Annotated in this window: 19 protein-coding genes; 3 read left to right on the top strand and 16 right to left on the bottom strand. The window is 67.7% G+C overall.

The features are described from left to right. Window positions 1-23: 23 nt before the first annotated feature. Complete coding sequence (locus AC1DJN_RS08750; RefSeq protein WP_478039087.1) at window positions 24-563, bottom strand: adenine phosphoribosyltransferase; 540 nt, start codon at window positions 561-563, stop codon at window positions 24-26. 300 nt (window positions 564-863) lie between these two features. Here AC1DJN_RS08750 and AC1DJN_RS08745 point away from each other — a divergent pair, with 300 nt between their 5' ends. Both AC1DJN_RS08745 and AC1DJN_RS08740 read left to right on the top strand, forming a co-directional pair. Next, window positions 864-3,287, top strand: a complete 2,424-nt coding sequence (locus AC1DJN_RS08745) for a membrane-bound PQQ-dependent dehydrogenase, glucose/quinate/shikimate family (protein WP_442252375.1) — start codon at window positions 864-866, stop codon at window positions 3,285-3,287. 101 nt (window positions 3,288-3,388) lie between these two features. Beyond that, window positions 3,389-4,243 carry an IclR family transcriptional regulator domain-containing protein gene (locus AC1DJN_RS08740; protein ID WP_313114872.1) on the top strand — a complete coding sequence of 285 codons (855 nt, stop codon included), beginning with the start codon at window positions 3,389-3,391 and terminating at the stop codon, window positions 4,241-4,243. 80 nt (window positions 4,244-4,323) lie between these two features. Here AC1DJN_RS08740 and pcaC read toward each other — a convergent pair whose 3' ends face one another. The 14 genes from pcaC to AC1DJN_RS08670 form a co-directional block, all read right to left on the bottom strand. Then, window positions 4,324-4,710, bottom strand: coding sequence for a 4-carboxymuconolactone decarboxylase (gene pcaC / locus AC1DJN_RS08735; protein WP_025875079.1), 387 nt, complete (start codon window positions 4,708-4,710; stop codon window positions 4,324-4,326). Window positions 4,711-4,733: 23 nt separating this feature from the next. Continuing rightward, complete coding sequence (gene pcaD, locus AC1DJN_RS08730; RefSeq protein ID WP_313114874.1) at window positions 4,734-5,519, bottom strand: 3-oxoadipate enol-lactonase; 786 nt, start codon at window positions 5,517-5,519, stop codon at window positions 4,734-4,736. 25 nt (window positions 5,520-5,544) lie between these two features. Then, window positions 5,545-6,888, bottom strand: coding sequence for a 3-carboxy-cis,cis-muconate cycloisomerase (locus AC1DJN_RS08725; RefSeq protein WP_478013635.1), 1,344 nt, complete (start codon window positions 6,886-6,888; stop codon window positions 5,545-5,547). A 90-nt stretch (window positions 6,889-6,978) separates the two neighbouring features. Continuing rightward, window positions 6,979-7,542: a protocatechuate 3,4-dioxygenase subunit alpha gene (pcaG, locus tag AC1DJN_RS08720; RefSeq protein ID WP_025875085.1), complete on the bottom strand. Its 564-nt coding sequence runs from the start codon at window positions 7,540-7,542 to the stop codon at window positions 6,979-6,981. A 4-nt stretch (window positions 7,543-7,546) separates the two neighbouring features. Then, the gene (pcaH, locus tag AC1DJN_RS08715; protein ID WP_032977592.1) at window positions 7,547-8,257 is read right to left on the bottom strand and encodes a protocatechuate 3,4-dioxygenase subunit beta; all 711 of its coding nucleotides are present in this window, start codon (window positions 8,255-8,257) and stop codon (window positions 7,547-7,549) included. 68 nt (window positions 8,258-8,325) lie between these two features. After that, a complete protein-coding gene (gene pcaF / locus AC1DJN_RS08710; RefSeq protein WP_478039086.1) occupies window positions 8,326-9,540 on the bottom strand; it encodes a 3-oxoadipyl-CoA thiolase in 1,215 nt (404 codons plus the stop codon). 1 nt (window position 9,541) lies between these two features. Next, window positions 9,542-10,189 carry a 3-oxoacid CoA-transferase subunit B gene (locus tag AC1DJN_RS08705; protein ID WP_442252159.1) on the bottom strand — a complete coding sequence of 216 codons (648 nt, stop codon included), beginning with the start codon at window positions 10,187-10,189 and terminating at the stop codon, window positions 9,542-9,544. Further along, window positions 10,186-10,866 carry a 3-oxoacid CoA-transferase subunit A gene (locus AC1DJN_RS08700; protein WP_442252158.1) on the bottom strand — a complete coding sequence of 227 codons (681 nt, stop codon included), beginning with the start codon at window positions 10,864-10,866 and terminating at the stop codon, window positions 10,186-10,188. The genes AC1DJN_RS08705 and AC1DJN_RS08700 overlap by 4 nt, the downstream gene beginning before the upstream one ends. A 171-nt stretch (window positions 10,867-11,037) precedes the next feature. Beyond that, window positions 11,038-12,357: an MFS transporter gene (locus tag AC1DJN_RS08695; protein WP_080149067.1), complete on the bottom strand. Its 1,320-nt coding sequence runs from the start codon at window positions 12,355-12,357 to the stop codon at window positions 11,038-11,040. Window positions 12,358-12,410: 53 nt separating this feature from the next. Then, a complete protein-coding gene (gene aroD, locus AC1DJN_RS08690; protein ID WP_033832107.1) occupies window positions 12,411-13,262 on the bottom strand; it encodes a type I 3-dehydroquinate dehydratase in 852 nt (283 codons plus the stop codon). A 35-nt stretch (window positions 13,263-13,297) separates the two neighbouring features. Then, window positions 13,298-14,587: a carbohydrate porin gene (locus tag AC1DJN_RS08685; protein WP_442252157.1), complete on the bottom strand. Its 1,290-nt coding sequence runs from the start codon at window positions 14,585-14,587 to the stop codon at window positions 13,298-13,300. Between the two features lie 22 nt (window positions 14,588-14,609). Beyond that, window positions 14,610-16,121, bottom strand: coding sequence for a right-handed parallel beta-helix repeat-containing protein (locus AC1DJN_RS08680; RefSeq protein ID WP_442252156.1), 1,512 nt, complete (start codon window positions 16,119-16,121; stop codon window positions 14,610-14,612). A gap of 649 nt (window positions 16,122-16,770) precedes the next feature. Next, entirely contained in the window at window positions 16,771-18,336 is a 1,566-nt protein-coding gene (locus AC1DJN_RS08675) for a protein adenylyltransferase SelO (protein WP_313115387.1), read from the bottom strand. 31 nt (window positions 18,337-18,367) lie between these two features. Beyond that, on the bottom strand, window positions 18,368-19,057 hold the full coding sequence (locus tag AC1DJN_RS08670) for a glutathione S-transferase (protein ID WP_025875105.1): 690 nt from the start codon (window positions 19,055-19,057) through the stop codon (window positions 18,368-18,370). A gap of 91 nt (window positions 19,058-19,148) precedes the next feature. Here AC1DJN_RS08670 and AC1DJN_RS08665 point away from each other — a divergent pair, with 91 nt between their 5' ends. After that, window positions 19,149-19,568 (top strand): hypothetical protein, encoded by a 420-nt coding sequence (locus AC1DJN_RS08665; protein ID WP_025875106.1) that lies wholly within the window; start codon window positions 19,149-19,151, stop codon window positions 19,566-19,568. 78 nt (window positions 19,569-19,646) lie between these two features. On the opposite strand, the gene AC1DJN_RS08660 is transcribed toward AC1DJN_RS08665, so the two are convergent. Next, window positions 19,647-19,856, bottom strand: a complete 210-nt coding sequence (locus AC1DJN_RS08660; RefSeq protein WP_025875108.1) for a cold-shock protein — start codon at window positions 19,854-19,856, stop codon at window positions 19,647-19,649. Window positions 19,857-20,165 lie beyond the last annotated feature (309 nt).

Below are 20,165 nucleotides of genomic sequence, written 5' to 3'. Positions count from 1 at the left end.
CACCTTGGTTGGCACCTGCGCAATCAGAACACCAGTTCGGTGTGCAGCGGCAGATCCGCTTCCCAGCGGCCACGGCCGCCCAGGCCGTCCAGTTCGACCAGCACGCCGGCGCCGACCACGTCCACGCCCAGGCGGCGCACCAGCGACAACGCAGCAACCAGCGTACCGCCGGTTGCCAGCACGTCGTCGATGATCGCTACGCGCGCACCTGCGGGCAGCGCGTCGGCATGCACTTCAATGCAGTCGCTGCGGTATTCCAGCGTGTATTCCTCGCGCAGCACCTTGCCCGGCAGCTTGCCCGGCTTGCGCACCGGAACKAAACCCACGCCCAGTTCCAGCGCCATGGCCGCACCGAGGATGAAGCCGCGCGATTCGATGCCGACCACCGCGTCCAGCTTCTGATCGCGCCAGCGATCGGCCATCGCCACGATCGCGCCACGGAAGTCCTCGCTGTGAGCGAGCAGCGGCATGATGTCCTTGAACAGGATGCCCGGCTTCGGGAAATCAGCGATGTCGCGCAGGCGTGAGGCCCAGGCGGGGACGGCCACGGTGGCGTCGGTCATTGCAGCTACCAGCTTGTATGGCGGCATAGGGTAACCGGTTCGCCCGTGCCCTGCCCGTTCCCGGCACCACTGCGCCGCTGCGTTCCACCGATGGCGCCGTGGGGCATCACGCCAAAATCGCACACGCGTGCGATAATCGCCCTAACCGGTCATTCACCCAGCCTGCGTCATAAGCAGGCCGACGCCTGCCCGCCGTCACTGCCCGCAGCCGCCCGGGATGCCGTTGGCCCCCGCCACGCCTGGCGCGCGCGGGGCTTTCCCCGCCTCCGCGCGGGTTTTTCGCAATGAGGTTCATGCAACGTGGACGAGACGACGAGAGTTCCGGCCCTGTGCCGTGTGCTGGTGGTCCTGCTCGGCATCCTGGTGACCCTGTTCGGCCTGGCTCTGCTGGTCGGCGGTGTACGCCTGGTGCAGCTGGGGGGCAGTTGGTATTTCCTGCTGATGGGTGCGGTGTCGGCGGTAGCCGGCGTGCTGCTGGCGATGCGCCGGCCGAACGGTGCGCTGCTGTACGGCCTGGCCTTCCTGGCCACGCTGTTGTGGGCGCTGGTGGATGCCGGCTGGAATTTCTGGCCGCTGGTATCGCGGCTGGTGATGCCGGCGGTGCTGGCCCTTCTGGTCGCCCTGGCGTGGCCGGTGCTGCGCCGCAGCCGAGGCCAGGTTGCCGGTCGCGGCGCCTATGGCGTAGCCGCCGTGCTGCTGGTTGGCCTGCTGGGCACTGCGGTGTCGGCGTTCCAGCCGCGCCCGGTACAGACCGCGCAGGGCACGACGCCGCCGGTGGTGCCGGTGGCCAAGGGTGCTGAGCAGCACGACTGGATGCACTGGGGCAACACCACCGCCGGCACCCGCTTTGCCGCGCTGGACCAGATCACCCCGGCCAACGTGAAGGAACTGCAGGTTGCCTGGACGGCGCGCACCGGCGATGTGCCGGAAAGCAACGGTTTCGGTGCCGAGGACCAGAACACCCCGCTGCAGATCGGCGACACCCTGTTCCTGTGCACCCCGCACAATCAGGTAATCGCCATCGATGCCGATTCCGGCAAGCAGCGCTGGGCCTTCGACCCCAAGGCCACCGCGCCGAACTGGCAACGCTGCCGCGGTCTGGGCTATTTCGACGCAACCAGCGCACCGTCTGCTGCAGATGCAGCCGCTCCGGCACCTGCGCCGCTGCCGGCCGCCGAAACGGCCAGCACGGGCCCGGCGCTGTGCGAGAAGCGCATCCTGATGACCTCCATCGATGCGCGCCTGTTCGCGCTGGATGCGAAGACCGGCGCGCTGTGCCCGGACTTCGGCAGCAACGGCGTGGTCGACCTGAAGGCCGGCATGGGCGAGATCAAGCCGGGCTTCTACACCCTCACCGCCGCACCGTTGGTAGCCGGCGAACTGATCGTGGTCGGTGGCCGCGTGGCCGACAACATCGAAGTGGGTGAGCCGTCCGGCGTGGTGCGTGCCTACAACGTGCGCACCGGCGCACTGGCCTGGGTCTGGGATCTTTCCAGGGAAACCCCGGACGTGCCGCTGGATCCGTCGATCCACTACACGCGCGCCACGCCGAACGTGTGGACCTCGATGGCCTACGACCCGCAGCTGGGCCTGGTCTACCTGCCCACCGGCAACACCACGCCTGACCAGTGGGCCGGCGAGCGCACCCCGCAGGATGACAAGTACAGTTCGGCGGTGGTTGCGCTGGACGTGGCCACCGGCAAGGAGCGCTGGGTCTACCAGACCGTGCACCACGATCTGTGGGACTACGACCTGCCCGCGCAGCCGACCCTGACCGACGTGCCCGACGGCAAGGGCGGCACGCTGCCGGCCCTGCTGCAGATCACCAAGGCCGGGCAGATCTTCATGCTCAATCGCCAGACCGGCGTGCCGATCAGCGAAGTGCGCAACATACCCGCGCCGCAGGGCAATGCGCAGGGCGAACGCTATGCCGCCACCCAGCCGCTGTCGGTGGGCCTGCCGCAGATCGGCGCGCAGACGCTGACCGAGTCGGACATGTGGGGCGCCACCCCGATCGACCAGATGCTGTGCCGCATCCAGTTCAAGCAGTTCCGCTACGACGGCATGTACACGCCGCCGGGCGAAGACCTCGCGCTGCAATGGCCCGGTTCGCTGGGTGGCATGAACTGGGGCAGCGCCTCGGTCGACCCCACCACCGGCTACCTGTTCGTCAATGACATGCGCCTGGGCCTGTGGACCAAGCTGATCCCGCGCGCGCAGATGACCAGCGGCGACGGTGGCGTGGAAATGGGTGCGGCCTCGCAGACCGGTACGCCGTACGGCTCGCTGCGCGACCGCTTCCTGTCCAAGCTGGGCATTCCCTGCCAGAAACCGCCGTTCGGCACGATGTCGGCGATCAACCTGGCCACCCGCCAGCTGGTCTGGCAGGTGCCGGTGGGCACGGTGAAGGACACCGGGCCGATGGGCATCAAGATGGGCCTGCCGATTCCGATCGGCATGCCGACCCTGGGCGGTTCGCTGGCCACGCAGTCCGGCCTGCTGTTCTTCGCCGGTACGCAGGATTACTACCTTCGCGCCTATGACAGCCGCACCGGCGAGGAAGTGTGGAAGGCCCGCATGCCGGTTGGCAGCCAGGGCACGCCGATGACCTACGTCTCGCCGAAGACCGGTCGCCAGTACGTGGTGATTTCCGCCGGTGGCGCACGCCAGTCACCGGACCGTGGCGACTACGTGATCGCCTACGCGCTGCCCGAGCGCAAGTGACCGGCGCCATGCGGCGCAGCCTCGCAGGCTGCGCCGCGTGGGTACCGGTTGCTGGTTCGAGCCCTTACCATGCGAGGTCGAACCCGATGAAAGCTGCTGCCATGCCTGCCGTTCCTCCCAGCCGTCGACCCAAGCGCCCCCCTGCCCCACCGCAGGATCGTGGCCTGGCCCATGAGCTGATGCAGCAGATCCAGGACAACCAGGGCGATCCGGACTTCATGACGTCGCTCGGCCGCGGCCTGGCCGTGCTGAGCGTGTTCTCGCAGCACCCGCGCGAAGTGACGATGTCGCAGATCAGCAGCGATACCGGCATTTCCCGCGCAGCGGTACGGCGCGTGCTGTACACGCTGGAAAAGCTCGGCTACGTGGGTGAACAGGGCCGCGGCTTCGTGCTGCTGCCGCGCGTGCTGGGCATGGGCGGCGCCTATGTCGCGTCGTCGTCGATGACCGCTGCTGCACAACCGGTGCTGGATGCCCTGCGCGATGCCGTGCACGAATCCTGCTCGCTGGGCGTGCTCGATGGCGATGACATCCTGTACGTGGCGCGCGCGGAAACCGTACGCATCATGTCGATCGGCCTGCGCGCAGGCAGCCGCTTGCCGGCCTACTGCACCTCGATGGGCCGCGTGCTGCTGGCCTCGTTGCCGCGCGACACGCTGGAAGGCTACCTGGAACGCAACCCGTTGCGGCCGCGCACTGAACGCACGGTCACCCGCATGGAAGACTTCCTCGACCTGCTGGAAAAGGTGCGCCGCGAAGGCGCGTCGCTGGTCGACCAGGAACTGGAGATCGGCCTGCGCTCGATCGCCGTGCCAGTGCGTTCGCGCAGCGGCGATGTCGTGGCCGCGCTGAACATCGGCACCCAGGCGGGCCGTATCGGCCTGGGCGTGATGCAGACCCAGCTGTTGCCGCGCCTGCGCGAAGCCGCACAGCGGCTGGGCACGTTGTTGAATTGAGGTGCAGCCGCCGGGCATGGCCCGGCGCTTCCGGGACTGCGCTCTGGTAGCGCCGGGCCATGCCCGGCGGATGTTCGGCGTCAGCGCTCTGCGGCCTGCTCTTCCAGGATCGGCTTGGCCAGCGCGAACGCGTGGTTGGCCGCGGGCACGCCACAGTAGATCGCGGCCTGCAGCAGCGCTTCCTTGATCTCCTCCGGCGTCACGCCGTTGTTGCGGGCGGCACGGATATGCAGCTTGAACTCCTCGTCGTGGCCCAGCGCCACCATCATCACGATGGTCAGCAGCGAGCGCGTATGCCGCGGCAGGCCCTCGCGCGTCCACACCGTGCCCCACGCCGTGCGCGTGATGAATTCCTGGAATTCGGTGGTGAACTCGGTGCGCGCCTGCAGCGAGCGTTCGACGTGTGCCTCACCCAGTACCTGGCGGCGCACCGCAAGGCCGGCTTCGTAGCGTTCCTGTTCGTCCATCGTGGTCTACCTGTTGTGCGGGATCAGTGCTGCGCCGAAAGATGCGCGGCCAGTGCGGAGGTGAACGCCTGCGGCGATTCCAGGTTGCAGATGTGGCGGCCCGGCACGGCGGCATGGTGGCCATGGGTCACGCCGTCGGCGATTGCCTGCAGCTCGGCCGGAGCGCACACCGGGTCGTCATCTCCGGCAATGGCCAGCAGCGGCACGCCAATGCGGCCCAGCGCATCACGGAAGTCGGCCGTGCCCACGGCGTTGCAGCAGCCGGCATAGCCAGCCACGCTGGTGGCGAGGAAGCGCTGCAGGATGTCTTCCACCTGGCTGGCATGGGTCTGCGCGAAAGCGGCGGTGAACCAGCGTTCGCGGGTGCCATCGACCAGCGGCAACAGGCCATCATGCTGGACCTGGGCGATGCGCGCCTGCCAGCCGTCCAGCGTGCCGATCTTCGCTGCGGTGGCAGCCACCGTGAGCGTGCGCAGGCGATTGCCAGCATGCACGCCCAGCCACTGCCCGGTCAGGCCACCGATCGACAGCCCGCAGAAATGGCTGCGCGCGATGCCGAGGTGGTCCCACAGGGCCAGCACATCAGCGCCCAGTTCGGCCACGCTGTACAGCCCTGGCGGCGTGCTGGACTGGCCATGGCCGCGACGGTCATAGCGCAGGATGCGGTACTGCGAGGCGAGTGCATCCACCTGCGGCTGCCACATGCCCAGGTCGGTACCCAGCGAATTGCAGAAGGTCAGCCACTGCCCGTCGGCGCGGCCCTCGGTCTGGTAGTGCAGGCGATGCTGCGGAAGGTCGAGGAATGGCATGCGTGCTCCAACGTTGAACGTAGGATCAGCCGCGCGCGAGCACGCGGTCGATCCAGGTATCGGCCATGCCGCGCCAGCTGTCTGCGGCGAACAGGGCATCCAGTTGTGCGGCGGAAAGCTGCGCGGTGACTTCGGGCATCTGCCCCAGCACCACGCGCAGGTGCTGCGATTGCGCAAGCGCCTGCCTGGCCGCTTGTTCCACCAAGGCATGTGCGGCCGGCTTGCCGATGCGCTCGCCCAGCGTGACCGCAACGGCTTCGGCGTAAAGCAGGCCGCCATGACTGTCCAGGTGCTGGCGCATGCGCTCTCGGTCCAGCTGCAGGCCCTGCACCACCACATCCACCTGGGCCAGGCTGCCCGCACACAGGCGCACGATCTCCGGCACGGTGTCCCATTCGGCGTGCCATTGGCCTGCTGCGCGCTCGTGCGGCTGCGGCATGGCAGTGAACAGCGTGGACAGCAGGCCCGGTACGCGCGTGGCGGCGGCAATGGCGGCCACGCAGCCCACCGGATTGCGCTTGTGCGGCATTGCCGAGGAACCGCCCTTGCCCTCGCCCGCGGGCTCGAAGGCTTCGGCCACCTCGGACTGCATCAGCAGCACGATGTCGGTGGCGATCTTGCCGAGACTGCAGGTCAGCAGTGCGAACACGCTGCCGAACTCGGCAATGCGGTCACGCGCGGTGTGCCAGGGCAATGCCGGCAGCGGCAACTGCAGCTCGGCAGCCAGGGCCTCGGCCACGTCCAGCCCGCGCGTCTGCAGCGAGGCCAGGGTGCCAGCGGCACCGCCGAACTGCAGCACCAGCGTGTCTGCGGCCAACGCATCCAGCCTGCGCTGGCTGCGCTGCAGGGCGTCGAGCCAACCGGCCGCCTTCAGGCCGAAGGTCACCGGCACGGCTTGTTGCAGCAGCGTGCGTCCGGGCAGCCCGGTGCCGCGCTCGGCCTCGGCCAGCCGCGCCAGCGCCATGCACAGCACGCGCAGGCGCGCCTGCACCTGGCTGACTGCCGCGCGCAGCTGCAGCACCGCGCCGGTATCGATGATGTCCTGGCTGGTGGCGCCCCAGTGCACCCAGCGCGCGGCCTCGGCATCGTTCGCCTTGACCTGCGCGGTGAGTGCCTTGACCAGTGGAATGGCCGGATTGCCAGCCAGTGCGGTGGCTGCCGACAGCGCCGGCAACGAATACAGATCGGCGCTGCAGGCCGCTTCGATCGGTGCAAGCGCAGCTGCGGGAATCACCCCGCACTGCACCTGCGCGCGCGCCAGAGCGCGTTCGACATCGAGCATCGCCTGCAGGCGTGCTTCATCGCGGAACACGGCGTCGACGGAGGGGTCGCCGAACAGACCGCCCAGCAGCGTTGGGAAGTGGCTCATTGGTGCAGTCCATCCTGGGTAATCACAGCTTACCCGCGCCCGCCGCACGCGGGTGTGGAGTGGCCGGAAGGCGCGTCGGGCGCGCCGCAATCAGTATGCGAAGAACACCGTCTCGTCCGGGCCCTGCATGCGCACGTCCCAGTGGTACAGGCCCTTGCCCTGCGCCTGTGCGACCAGGGTGTGGCGGCGTTCGGCCGGCACCAGCGCGAGGATGCCGTCCTCGGCGTTGCTGGCTTCGTCACTGAAGTAGATGCGTGCACGGGTGGCCTGCAGCAGGCCGCGCATGAACACCAGCACCACCAGGTGCGGCGCCTGCGGCTCGCCACGCAGGCCCGGCACGCGGCCCGGCTTGACGGTGGTGAAGGCGAAGCGGCCCTGGTCGTCGGTGGGCACGCGGCCCCAGCCGTCGAAGGCCGGGTCGTGGTCGTCACGGCGCGGGTCTTCGCCATGGGCATAGATGCCCTGCGCGTCGGCCTGCCAGATTTCCAGCACGGCATCGGACACCGGCACGCCATTGCCATCGAACACCTGGCCCTGCACTTCCACGCGCTCACCCTGCGCGGTGGCCGGGGCGATGTCGGTGCGGTACAGCGGTTCCAGGCCCAGGCGGTAGTACGGGCCCACGGTCTGCCATGGAGTGGATTGGAAACTCATGGTGTTACTCCCAGACGGTCATCTTGCGACCGCGCAGCACGATGTCGAAACGGTAGCCCAGCGCGAATTCGTTGGCGGTGTTTTCCCAATCGAACGAGGACACCATGCGCTCCCGCGCCTTGGCGTCGTCCACGCAGTTGTAGATCGGATCGAACGCCAGCAGCGGATCATTGGGGAAATACATCTGCGTGACCAGGCGCTGGCCGATGCCTTCGCCATGCAGCGAGAAGTGGATGTGTGCCGGGCGCCAGGCGTTGTAGTGATTGCGCCACGGGTACGCGCCCGGTTTGATGGTGGTGAAGCGGTAGCGGCCTTCGCTGTCGGTCAGCACCTGGCCGGTGCCCTTGAAGTTCGGATCCAGCGGCGCGTCGTGCTGGTCGCCCTTGTGCAGGTAACGGCCGGCGGCGTTGCACTGCCACACCTCCACCACGGTGTTGCGCACCGGGCGACCATTCTCGTCCAGCACACGGCCGCTGACGATGATGCGCTCGCCCTGCGGCTGGCCGGGGAAGCCGGCGGTCAGATCGGCGGCATGCTCACCGAGGGTGATGCGGTTGATGCTCGGGCCGGTCACTTCCGAGAGCGTCACCGGGATCGCGATCGGGTCGGTTCCCGGGCCGCGCAGCGCGGTGGAGGCGTAGGGCAGGTGGATGCGCGGCGGCTGGCTGCCGGGGTACGGCTTGCGGTAGCCGCGCAGTGGGGTGGGATCGCTCATGGCGTACTCCTGTTGGCGAGCGGCCCGGAAGCCGCAGCTGTCTTGAGATTACGGAATCAGGGGATGGTTCACACGCGCTCGATGGCCAGGGCCACGCCCTGCCCCACGCCGATGCACATCGTGGCCAGGCCACGGCGGCCAYCGCTGGCCTCCAGCTGGCGCAGCAGGGTCAGCGCCAGGCGCGCGCCGCTCATGCCCAGCGGGTGGCCCAGCGCGATGGCACCACCGTTGGGGTTCACGTGCGCGGCATCGTCGGCCAGGCCCAGCTGGCGCATGCAGGCCAGCCCCTGCGAGGCGAAGGCCTCGTTCAGTTCGATGGCATCGAAGTCGGCGATGGCCAGGCCCAGCCGTGCCATCAGCTTCTGGCTGGCCGGCACCGGGCCCATGCCCATGATCGCCGGCTCCACGCCGGCACTGGCAAAGCCGAGGATGCGCGCGCGCGGGGTCAGGCCCAGCGCCTGCACCTGCGCACCGGAGGCCAGCAGCAGCGCGGCGGCACCATCGTTGATGCCCGAGGCGTTGCCGGCGGTCACCGTGCCCGGCTGGCGGAACAGCGGCTTCAGCTTGGCCAGTGCTTCGGCGGTGGTATCGCCGCGCGGGTGTTCATCGCGCTCGACGGTCACGGTTTCGCCGCGTTTGCGGCCCGGTACGTCCACCGCCACGATCTCGCCGTCGAAGAAGCCGTGCGCCTGCGCGGCGGCCGTTCGCTGCTGGCTGCGCAGGGCGAACGCATCCTGGTCCTCGCGGCTGACGCCGTAGCGCTCAGCCACGTTCTCGGCGGTCTGGCCCATGGTCTCCACGCCGTGCAGTTCACGCAGGCGCGGGTTGATGAAACGCCAGCCCATGGTGGTGTCTTCGATCTGCTGGTCACGGGCAAACGGCGAGGTTGCCTTGCCCATCACGAACGGCGCGCGCGACATCGATTCGACGCCGCCGGCAATGGCCAGGCCGAGCTCGCCGGCAGCAATGCCACGGGCCACGGTGCCGATCGCATCCAGGCCCGAACCGCACAGGCGGTTGATCGTGCTGCCGGGCACGCTCACCGGCAGGCCGGCCAGCAGCAGGCTCATGCGSGCGACGTTGCGGTTGTCCTCRCCGGCCTGGTTGGCRCAGCCCAGGTAGACGTCCTCCACCAGCGCCGGGTCCAGCTGCGGGTGGCGCGCCAGCAGTGCCTTCAGCGGAATCGCGCCGAGGTCGTCGGCGCGCACACCGGACAACGCGCCGCCGTAGCGGCCGATCGGGGTGCGGATGCCATCGACGATATAGGTCTCGTGCAGCGGCATTTCAGACTCCCCCGGCCAGTGCCAACGGCAGGCCGGTCAGTTCACGCAGTTGATCGATGTCCACGCCCTCGACCATTTCCAGCACGGTCGCGCCGTCGGCGCCGAGGTCGAACACCGCCACATCGGTATACACGCGCGACACGCAGCGCAGGCCGGTCAGCGGATAGCTGCATTCGGCCACCAACTTGCTTTCACCCTGCTTGGTGAACAGGTCCATCATCACGAACACCTGCTTGGCCCCGATGGCCAGGTCCATTGCACCGCCCACGGCGGGAATCGCGTCGGAGGCGCCGGTGCTCCAGTTGGCCAGGTCACCGTGTGCCGAGACCTGGAAGGCGCCSAGCACGCAGATGTCGAGGTGGCCGCCACGCATCATCGCGAACGAATCGGCGTGGTGGAAATAGCAGCCACCGGTCAGCAGGGTAACCGGCTGCTTGCCGGCATTGATCAGGTCCGGGTCTTCCTGGCCGGGCGCCGGTGCCGGGCCCATGCCCAGCAGGCCGTTTTCCGACTGCAGCAGTATCTCCTTGTCCGCCGGCAGGAAGTTGGCCACCGTGGTCGGCAGGCCGATGCCCAGGTTGACGTAGGCCCCTTCGGGAATATCGCGCGCCACGCGCGCGGCCATCTGTTCGCGGCTGAGCTTGTTCATGCCTGCACTCCTTCTACGACCACCGGCACCACGCGCTGCACGAAGATGCCGGGGGTCACCACGGCCTCCGGGTCCAGTTCGCCCAGCGGCACCACCTCACGCACCTGCACGATGGTGCAACGTGCGGCCATCGCCATCAGCGGGCCGAAGTTGCGTGCAGTCCGGCGATACACCAGGTTGCCCCAGCGATCGCCGCGCTCGGCCTTGATCAGCGCGAAATCGGCATGCAGCGGGTACTCGAGCACGTAGTGGCGACCGTCGATCTCGCGCGTTTCCTTTCCCTGGGCCAGCTCCGTGCCATAGCCGGTGGGCGTGAAGACCGCGCCCAGCCCGGAACCTGCCGCATGGATGCGCGCGGCCAGGTTGCCCTGCGGCACCAGCTCCAGTTCGATCTCGCCGGCGCGGTAGGCCGCGTCGAAGTGCTGCGAATCGGCCTGGCGCGGGAAGGAGCAGACGATGCGGCGAACGCGCTTGTGCTTGATCAGCGCAGCCAGGCCGGTATCGCCGTTGCCTGCATTGTTGTTGATGATGGTCAGCTCGCGCGCACCCTGTGCAATGAGCGCATCGATCAGCTCGTCGGGCATGCCGGCAGTGCCAAAGCCGCCGATCATCACGGTCGCGCCATCATGGATATCGGCCACCGCTGCTTCCACGCTGGCTACGCTCTTGTCGATCACTGCATTGCTCCTTGCCCTGCCTRCCGGCGGTCATCACCGCCACGCTGCAGGGCCACTGCGAAGGGAAAACACGACCCGGACATGGTCGCCATGGCACGCCGCCCGGTCAATGCGATATTCGGCCATTCGATTCGATAATCGCACATTGAGTGATGTGCTCCGGCCATCGGTTCAACGCCGGTTCTGACCCACGCCCACGCGCAGGCCGAGGCACGCCCATGCCGCCAGCAGCAGCGGCGCAGCGCACAGCACGTACAACGAGGACGGCTGCCAGCCACCATCGACCAGAACACCCACCGTGAGTGGCGAGAGGATCGCACCGACCCGGCCGATGCCGATGGCCCAGCCCAGGCCGGTGGTCCGCACTTCGGCGGCGAACACCACCGGCGCGGCCGCATACAGGCCGGCCATCGCTGCGAACAGTGCCGCACCGATCACGAAGGCCAGCGGGAAGGCCACGCCCAGCTGCGTGCTGAAGGCCGCAAAGCCCAGCATCGAGACCATCGCCAGCAGCAGCGCGCCGGCCGTCAGCCTGGACAGCGACCAGCGCGAGGCCAGCCAGCCGAACAGGCTGCCGCCAACGATGCCGCCCAGGTTCAACAGCACGCCACCGGTGATGCCCTGCTGCGCCGACACGCCGGCCGAGACCAGCAGCTTCGGCGTCCAGCTCAGCACGAAATAAAACGCGAACATGTGCAGGAAGAACGCCAGCGCGATCAGCAGCGCGACGCGGCGCAGGTCACCCACGAACAGCGCGGCATAACCCTGGCGCTGGCCGTCGCGCACCGGCGCTGGCGGCAGCGCCTGCAGCTCTGGCATGCGCATGCGCGAGAGCAGCGCGTTCAAGCGTGGCAAGGCATTGGCCGGGCGACGCGCGACCAGGAAATCCAGCGATTCGGGCAGGCATTTGAGCACCAGCGGAATGCACAGCAGCGATGCGGCTGCGCCGACCAGGAACACGCTGTGCCAGGCCCAGTGYTCCAGCATCCACGCAGCCAGCAGACCGCCAGCGGTCGCACCGATCGGGTAGCCGGTGGCCTGCAGCGCGACTGCGGTGCTGCGCCACTTGGCGTTGGCGTACTCGGCGGTGATCACCCCCACACCGGCCAGCATGCCGCCGATGCCGATGCCGGTGTACACGCGCAGCGCACCCAGCTGCCAGGCGTCGGCGGCCAGCGCGGACAGCGCCATGCCACTGGTGAGGATCAGCAGGCAGCAGACGATCATCGGCCGCCGCCCCCAGCGGTCGGCCAGCGGTGCCAGCAGGAACGAACCCAGCGCCATGCCGACCAGCCCGGCACTGAGCATCAGCCCCAGTACCTTGCCCGACAGCGCCCAGTCCGCCGAAACATGCGGCGCGGTGAAGGCCATGACCATCACATCGAAGCCATCAAGCATGTTCAACAGCACGCAGATGGCGATGGCGGTCCACTGGAAGGGACTCATCCGTTCAAGGACAAGCGACGGTGCGGCGGCGGAGGCGTGGCTCATGGTGCGGTTTCCTGCAACAGCGTGGTGCGGTGGAACGTCCGGCGGGGAAGGTCTCAGTGACCGGCCTGGCTGGATGCATGGATGACCTGCAGGACGTCCTGGAGGCGCTCAACCTCGACCTGGCCTGGCGCCGACGGGGTGCCGATCATGCCGAAGGTCAGGGCCTGGCCGAAGGTTTCGCCGGCCAGGCGCGAAACCACGCCGGTGCCGCCCATCGACATGGTCAGCAGCGGCTTGTCGCTCTGCTGGCGCACCTGCCAGGTGGCATCGAGCAAGGCCAGCACATCGCCAGCGTCGCGCGGCATCACCGCGATCTTCAGCACGTCCGCGCCAAGGGCCTGCTGCTTGAGCAGGCGTGCGACGATTTCCTCGCGCGGTGGCGTGGCGTGGAAGTCATGGCTGGACATCACCACTTTCACGCCAGCCTTGTGGGCCTGCGCCACCAGCGCCTGCACCACCTTCGGATCGCGGAACATCTCCACGTCGATCAGCTGGGCGACACCACCGCGCAGCAGCGCGGCGTAGAGCTTGCCGTAGTCGGCATCGCTGATCGGCTTGGCGCCCCCTTCGGCCTTCGTGCGGAAGGTCACGATGGCCGGCTTGCCCCCAAGCGTGGCCTGGATGCGCTTGCCCAGCGCGACCAGCGCCTTGCCATCGGTKGCGATGTCCAGGTAGTCGATGCGCCACTCGGCGATGTCGGTGGATCTGCTGGCGGCGATGGCCGCGGCCTGCTGCAGAGCGACATCCGCGGTGGCACCGGTAATCGGTACGATGGTGCGCGGGCTGCCCTCGCCGATGCGTAGTTGGCCGACCTGCAGCACCGCCGGTGGCGGCGCGGCCAGGGCCAGCAAGGGGGAGGAGGCGAGCACGCCGGCGAGGACAACGGAAGCGAGCGGAGTTTTCATCGCAGTCACCACAGCATGGAAGTAGCGCGCGGCCATCAGAAGGTCACCTTGGCCTGGACACCCACGGCCCAGGCGTTGTCGGTACCGCTGTAATTGAACGTGCCCGGGTTGACGATGTACTGCACGTCCGGGCGGATCATCAGCCAAGGGTTCACCTGGAAGCTGTAGGACAGCTCGAACAACTCCTCGGCCTGGCTGAGGTTGTACAGCGGCGAATCGGTGGGCACGCCCCCGGCGGCCAACGTGGCGCGCCGCGCATCGACCAGGCGGTCGTTGATGTCAGCGCCGACGTAGCCCAGCGCGATGCTGTCCTGCGCACGCGCGCCGATGCCCTGGTAGACGCCGCCCAGCGCGTACCAGCGCTTGATCTGCGCGGTATCGGTGTCGGACACCATGTACTGCGCGAAGGCGGTCAGGCCGCGGCTCGGGTCGGCCGATTCCTGGGTCAGGCGCTGTTCGGCCAGCACGTAGGCGCCGTGCCGGCCGGTGGTCGGCGAGGTATCGAGGCCGCGCTTGTCCACGCGCGACGTGTCGTAGTAGCCACCGAACTTGTAGACGCCGGCGTAGCGGCTGCCCTTGGCCGGCGTCCAGGTCACCTCCACTGGAAACAGCGAGCCGGTGGTGCCCGAAACGAACGGACGGAACGCGTTGCGTTCGATGTTGCCGCCCAGGTTCGGGTTGACCTGGAACCAGCCCGTGCGCACGTTCACCGCCGGGCTGATCTGCTGGGCGAACTCACCGCCCCAGCGTGCCATCGGATAGTTGTACCAGCCGCTGTTGCCGGACATCGCCAGCGGGTGGGCGCAGAATGCGGCGTTGACGAAGTGGGTCAGCAGGCTGTGCAGGCCGAACTGGTTGCCCATCGCGTAGTACCCCAGCTTGTAGTACGACCGGCCCGCATTGAAGGTCTGGTCGTAGCTCAGCTCGGTCAGCCGCGTGTACTGGCCGCCATACGCCTCCTGGATCGGGAAGCGGTTGCCGACGAAGTCCACCGAGGTGCTGCGGCCACGACGATCGTTGAGGGTGAAGTGGAACGCACCGCCGTCCCAGCCGGCCAGCGTGCCCATGTCCAGGTCCACGCCCACCCGCACCTGCTGCGCATAGCGCGCGCCGGTTTCGCCGTAGCCACCATCGACCACGCCCATGGCCTCGCCCACGTAGTCGCCGCGGAAGGCAACGCCGCGCTCGAACAGATCGGTGCGGCTACCGCCCCAGTCGCCGGTAAGCGTCTTGCCTTCGTAGCGGTTGCTGGACTGCGCGCTGGCCACGGCTGGCAGCAGCAGGGCGGCCAGCAGGCCCAGGGAAACAGGTTTCGCAGGATTCATGATCGCGGTCTCGTGGAGGTGATCAGCGCAGCGACAGCGGCGCACTCAGCGGGGAGGTGGCGCCCTGCGCCGAGGTAACCGTGGCGGTCAGGCTGCCGGCAGCGGCAGCGTCGGTCCCTGCACCGAGCGGGAAGGTGAAGCTGCCCTGCCCCTGCGCGTCGGTACGTGCTTCCACACTGCCCAGCACCCACTCGGCCTCGCTGCCGGTGGCGGCGCGGTTGCCGAACACTTCCACCTGGTAGCGGGTATCAGGCACGCCCTGGAAACGACCGGTCAGCAGGCGCTGCGCACCCTTGCCCTGCACTGCGGTCAGCTGCGGTGCGGCCTGGCCGAGGTTCGGCAGTGGCTGGCAGCCAGCCTGGCCGGCAGCGGTGCAGATGCGCGCACGCTTGGACGCATCGTTGTCCACGCCACGGCCACGGGAGCCGACGAAGCTGGCGTGCTCCAGGCCCGGCACACCGAACACGATGGCGCCACGCGGCTGGCCCTTGACGCAGGCGCCGCCGGCTTCGCAGCGCTCGATCAGCAGGCCGTTGCCGTAGATGCGGTTGCCGGTGAAGCGGTTCGGCGCGCTGACCGGCTGCGGGCGCACGCCGATGCCCATGCCATTGCCGGTGATGGTGTTGCTGTCGACCACGTTGCCGCTGCCGGTGATGCTCAGGCCCAGCGAATTGCCGGTGAAGGTGTTKGCYGCGATGTAGTTGCGGTTGCCCCAGTTGATCTGCAGGCCRTCGGARTARTCGACGAAGCGGTTGTGGACCACGCTGTTGTCGTTGCCCCACAGGATCTCGATGCCCTGCGAGGGTTCCGGGTTGGCCCTGGTGGATTGGAACAGGTTGTCGGCCACCAGGTTCCAGGCCGCGCCGCGGGTCAACTCCAGGCCGTCGCCGTTATCGAGGAATACGTTGCGCACGATGCGGTTGTGCACGGTGGTGGCGGCGGTGGACTGGCCCTTGCCGTCATCACCGGTGAGCATGATGCCGGCACCGCCCTTGTTGGCGACGATGCGGTTGTCATGGATCTCGTTGTGGCTGGAGCGGTTGACCAGCACGCCGATGCAGAAATTGCGGATCTCCAGGCCGGCCAGCTCCACGCCCTGGGTATCGCGCAGGACCAGGCCCGGCAGCGTGGTGGTGCGCACGTTGGTGCCGGACTGGCCCGGCTCGGCGCCTGGGCAGGCATCGGTACCGGTGCCGGTCACGTAGGCCGAGCCATCGATGGCGACGTACTGGCCATCGCGTTCCCAGGACGTGCCGATGATCTGCACCGGTCCCTTGATCTCCGGCAGCGGCGTGGCCGGCGTGATGACGTAAGGCGCAGCGCCAACGGCCGCGATCTCGATGCGGTAGCGACCCGGCGCCGCATTGGCAGTGGTGATCGCCCAGCGCAGCGAGCCGGCGTTGGCGTCGTCGGCGTAGCGGTCCACGCGCAGCACCTGCAGTGCTTCGCGCGGCGGTTCGGCCTGGTAGGCCAGCGCCAGCGACGGCAGCACGGCAAGCAGGGACAGGGAAACAATGGACAGACGACGGCGCATGCGATCACTCCGCGCAGAGGAAGGAAAATCCGGCGGCCTTCCCCCTGCACCTGGCATCAGCACCGGACCGGCTGCTGCCCTCGCCCCGCCAGGGGTGGATCGCTTGGACTGCTATGAAACTGCGGAAATGAAAGTAGGTTTATCGCACCGCACCATTCAAGTGCGGTAATCGACTGCGTGTGCGAATATCGCACTGAATGGGTACTACCATCGTTGTAGGCGAGGTGTTTGCAGGGCTTGCAGCCCTGCACCTGCCTGGAGCCAGAGCAACGTCGAGGTCAAGGGAGGCTCTGGTTTTCTGCTGGCTGGGCGGGGCGGTGCGGGTGGGCAGGACACGCCGTCAACCCATCCTTGGGGGCTCGTAGGCGCCATCCATGGCGCCTGCGGTCCTGCCCACCCACACCGCTCCACCCCTCGACAATTTCCGGATGACGGCTGGTCCATCCACGCTTCGCGTGGATCACATCTGGTTGAAATCGAATATTTCGAATTGAAATCAAAAGCATCCGCGCATGGCGTGGCTCTACTGGCCACCAGGGGTTTACGGTGTCCCCGCAAACCCACAGTGCCCGGCCATCCCACAGGATCCCCGCTGTGGCTGTTGCTCCGGCCTCGGCGGGTGCAGGGCGCAGCCCTGCAAAAGAAAACCCTACGAACTGCAGGACAGCATCGAACAGCCTGCGCGGTCGTCAGCCCACGCCGGCCGCTTGCCGGCGTAATGCTCCAGCCCCGGGCGTTCGGTGTACGGATCACGCAGTACGTCCTGCAGCGCATGCACACCGCCCAGGTCRCCCTGCTCGGCGCGGTCGATCGCTTCCTGTGCCAGCCAGTTGCGCAGCACATACAGTGGATTGGCCGCGCCCATCTTCGCGACACGCTCGGCTGCCGGCAGCGAATCGGCACACAGCCGCGCCGCGTACTCCTGCAACCACTGCTGCAGAGGTTCCTGCACCGCGTGCTGGCGCTCGGCGTCGTAGAAGACTTCGGCCAATACGCTTGCATCGGGTGCGTTGGCATCGATGCGCATCAACGCACGCCATGCCAGGGTCATGTCCATGCCGCCGTCCTGCATCAGCTGCTGCCAGCGCTGGTAAAGCTGCAGATCGGCATCGTCGGCCGCGGCCAGCCCCAGCTTGGCCGCAACATCGCGGCGGGTGCAGGCGACAAAGGTCGCCTGGTAAGCGGCCAGCCCTGCCTGCAGCGGCTGCACGTCGGCGAACAACGGCGACAGCGCCTGCGCAAGCCGGTTGAGATTCCAGTACGCCACCTGCGGCTGGGTGCCGAAACGATAGCGGCGTCCCTGCGCATCGGTGGTGTTCGGGGTCCAGTCCGGGTCGAAGTCTTCGACCCAGCCATAGGGGCCATAGTCCAGCGTCACGCCGAGCACGGAAAGGTTGTCGGTGTTCATCACCCCATGCACGAAGCCCACGCGCATCCAGTGCGCGATCATCTCTGCGGTGCGCACGGCGATCTGTGCGAACCAGTCGCCATACAGCGCTTCGCCCTGCCCCGTCAGTTCCGGGAAATCGCGGGCGATGCACGCCTCGACCAGTTGCTTCAGCAGTGCGGTCTCGCCACGTGAAGCAGGCAGTTCAAACGAACCAAAGCGCAGGAACGAGGGCGATACCCGGCAGACGATCGCGCCGGGCTCCGCACGCGGATGACCGTCGTAGAACATGTCGCGCACCACGTCTTCGCCGGTGCCGACCAGCGACAGGGCGCGCGTGGTCGGCACACCCAGGTGATGCATGCCCTCGCTGCACAGGAATTCACGGATCGACGAGCGCAGCACCGCACGGCCGTCGGCGCCGCGCGAATACGGCGTCGGCCCGGCACCCTTCAGCTGAAGCTCCCAGTGCCGGCCATCGGGGGCGATCACCTCGCCCAGCGAGATGGCGCGGCCATCACCGAGCTGACCGGCCCAATGGCCGAACTGATGGCCCCCATAGTTGGCCGCCCACGGCTGCATGCCCGCGTACAACGCGTTGCCGCCGAACACCTCGGCGAAGCCTTCGTCATCGACCTGCGCAGGATCGAACCCCAGCATCCCGGCAACCTCCGGCGACCACGCCAGCAGCACCGGCGCTGCGACAGGCGTCGGCATTACCGACGACCAGGCCGCACCCAGCACTTCGCGCCGGCGCGGACCGGACTCGGGATCGCCCGGCAGCAGATTCAGCAGGCGGTTGTCGAACTGGGGGGCAGTGGTATCCATGGGCAAAGCATGGGGGCGGCGACGGCCATCCTCAATCGCCGCGCAAGGCCTGCAATGCCCCGCCGTGCGCCTCGGCGCGCCGGTAGGCCGGACGCTCACCGATGCGCTTGAGGAAGCCACGCAACGCCGGCTTGTCGTCCAGCCCGCCGCCGCGTGCGGCCGCCGCCTGGATCGGGAAGCTCATCTGGATGTCCGCAGCGGTGAAGCGTTCGCCTGCAAACCACGGGCTTTCGGCCAGGCGCCGTTCCATCCAGTCCAGATGCAGGCGTCGCTGCGGGCCGATGAAACCGCGCTCGGCCTTGTCGGCGATGCTGCGGGCGATCGGCCGCGCGAAGAATGGCATCGGCGCGCTGCGGATGCGGCTGATCACCAGGGTCAGCAGCATCGGCGGCATGGCCGAACCTTCGGCATAGTGCAGCCAGTAGCGGTAATCGATGCGCTCTTTGCCTTCGGCCGGTACCGGCGACGGCGACAGCTGGCGATGCACGTCGTAGCGGTCAACCAGGTAGTCGAGGATGGCGCCGGATTCGGCCAGGATGAGGTCGCCATCCTGCAGCACCGGCGCCTTGCCCAGCGGATGCACCTGGCGCAGTTCCGGCGGCGCCAGCAGGGTCTTCGGGTCGCGCGGGTAGCGGCGCAGTTCGTAGTCCAGCCCCAGCTCTTCCAGCATCCACAGCACGCGAAGCGAACGGGAATTTTCCAGATGATGGACGATGCGCATGGGCGGCTTCCGCAGAAAGGTGCCCGATGGTAGCGCGGCCTGGTGCATGCAGGTGTCTGCTACCCTGCCCGGCCGAGGAAGGCCTGCCAGCATGGACACCCCGCCGTTCGATGCACTGCTTGGTTACCTCGGGCAATCCGAGGACCACAACTGGACGCAGTACATCTGCGAGCACGTTGCCAAGGGCGTCCTGCGCAGATTCGAAGCGCACGATTGGCAGCGCCTGCAGAAGATGATCGCAGCGCAACCCGCGTTCTGGCAGCAACGCTGCACCGACGCGCTGGGTGAATGCATGAGGCCCGAAGCCTTGCCGCTGCTGTTCAGTCAGCTCCATTCCAGCGATGACGACAGCCGGATACTGGCGGCCTACCACCTGCAATGGATGGAAGTGCCGGTGGGTCCTGAGGTGGTTGATGTCCTGCGCGAGATCCTGTCGCGCATTCCGGCAGCCGAACGCGCCGAGTACCAGGAAATAACCCAGCTGCTGGAGCGGGCGCTGGCTGCGGGTTGAACCCGTCGTGCGACGCAAACGAAAAACGCCGGGAGCTTTCGCTCCCGGCGTTCTGGCTACCAAACGGTAGCAGACGGATTAGACCGCCTGCACCTGGTCAGCCTGCATACCCTTCTGGCCCTGGACGGCGACGAAGGTAACCTTCTGGCCTTCCTGCAGGGTCTTGAAGCCGGTGCCCTGGATCGCGCGGAAATGCACGAACAGGTCCGGGCCGCTTTCCGGGGTGATGAAGCCGAAGCCCTTGGCGTCGTTGAACCACTTGACAGTGCCGGTCTGACGATCAGACATATTTACTAACTCCTGAAACACATGTTGAAAAAAATCGCAGCCACCGGGTATCGGGGCCGAGACTGAGTTGCAGGCGTTGGTAAAGCGGATCGATGAGCGGATCGTGAGATCAACTGCACCAGGCCACGATTCACGGTGACCCTAGCAAACACAGTGGGCCAGACGATACGCGTGTTTTGAGCAAAAAGCGATAGCCATGATATTCAGCGTCAAACGGCCCGCCCCTAGACAGGGCAAGGGGTTGCACCAGATCGAGGCTAAACCCGGGTCCCCATTCAGGTTTTTCCTACCCTACACTGGGTAAATGAC

The sequence above is a fragment of the Stenotrophomonas sp. 05L414_2 genome (assembly GCF_056397905.1).
This window is presented reverse-complemented; position numbering and strand designations above follow the sequence as displayed.

What these genes read in the sequence shown, in the direction of transcription:
- AC1DJN_RS08740 (WP_313114872.1), top strand. Translation starts at nt 3,389, where the DNA reads ATGCCTGCCGTTCCTCCCAGCCGTCGACCCAAGCGCCCCCCTGCCCCA.
- pcaC (WP_025875079.1), bottom strand. Translation starts at nt 4,710, where the DNA reads ATGGACGAACAGGAACGCTACGAAGCCGGCCTTGCGGTGCGCCGCCAG.
- pcaD (WP_313114874.1), bottom strand. Translation starts at nt 5,519, where the DNA reads ATGCCATTCCTCGACCTTCCGCAGCATCGCCTGCACTACCAGACCGAG.
- AC1DJN_RS08725 (WP_478013635.1), bottom strand. Translation starts at nt 6,888, where the DNA reads ATGAGCCACTTCCCAACGCTGCTGGGCGGTCTGTTCGGCGACCCCTCC.
- pcaG (WP_025875085.1), bottom strand. Translation starts at nt 7,542, where the DNA reads ATGAGTTTCCAATCCACTCCATGGCAGACCGTGGGCCCGTACTACCGC.
- pcaH (WP_032977592.1), bottom strand. Translation starts at nt 8,257, where the DNA reads ATGAGCGATCCCACCCCACTGCGCGGCTACCGCAAGCCGTACCCCGGC.
- AC1DJN_RS08685 (WP_442252157.1), bottom strand. Translation starts at nt 14,587, where the DNA reads ATGAATCCTGCGAAACCTGTTTCCCTGGGCCTGCTGGCCGCCCTGCTG.
- AC1DJN_RS08670 (WP_025875105.1), bottom strand. Translation starts at nt 19,057, where the DNA reads ATGCGCATCGTCCATCATCTGGAAAATTCCCGTTCGCTTCGCGTGCTG.
- AC1DJN_RS08665 (WP_025875106.1), top strand. Translation starts at nt 19,149, where the DNA reads ATGGACACCCCGCCGTTCGATGCACTGCTTGGTTACCTCGGGCAATCC.
- AC1DJN_RS08660 (WP_025875108.1), bottom strand. Translation starts at nt 19,856, where the DNA reads ATGTCTGATCGTCAGACCGGCACTGTCAAGTGGTTCAACGACGCCAAG.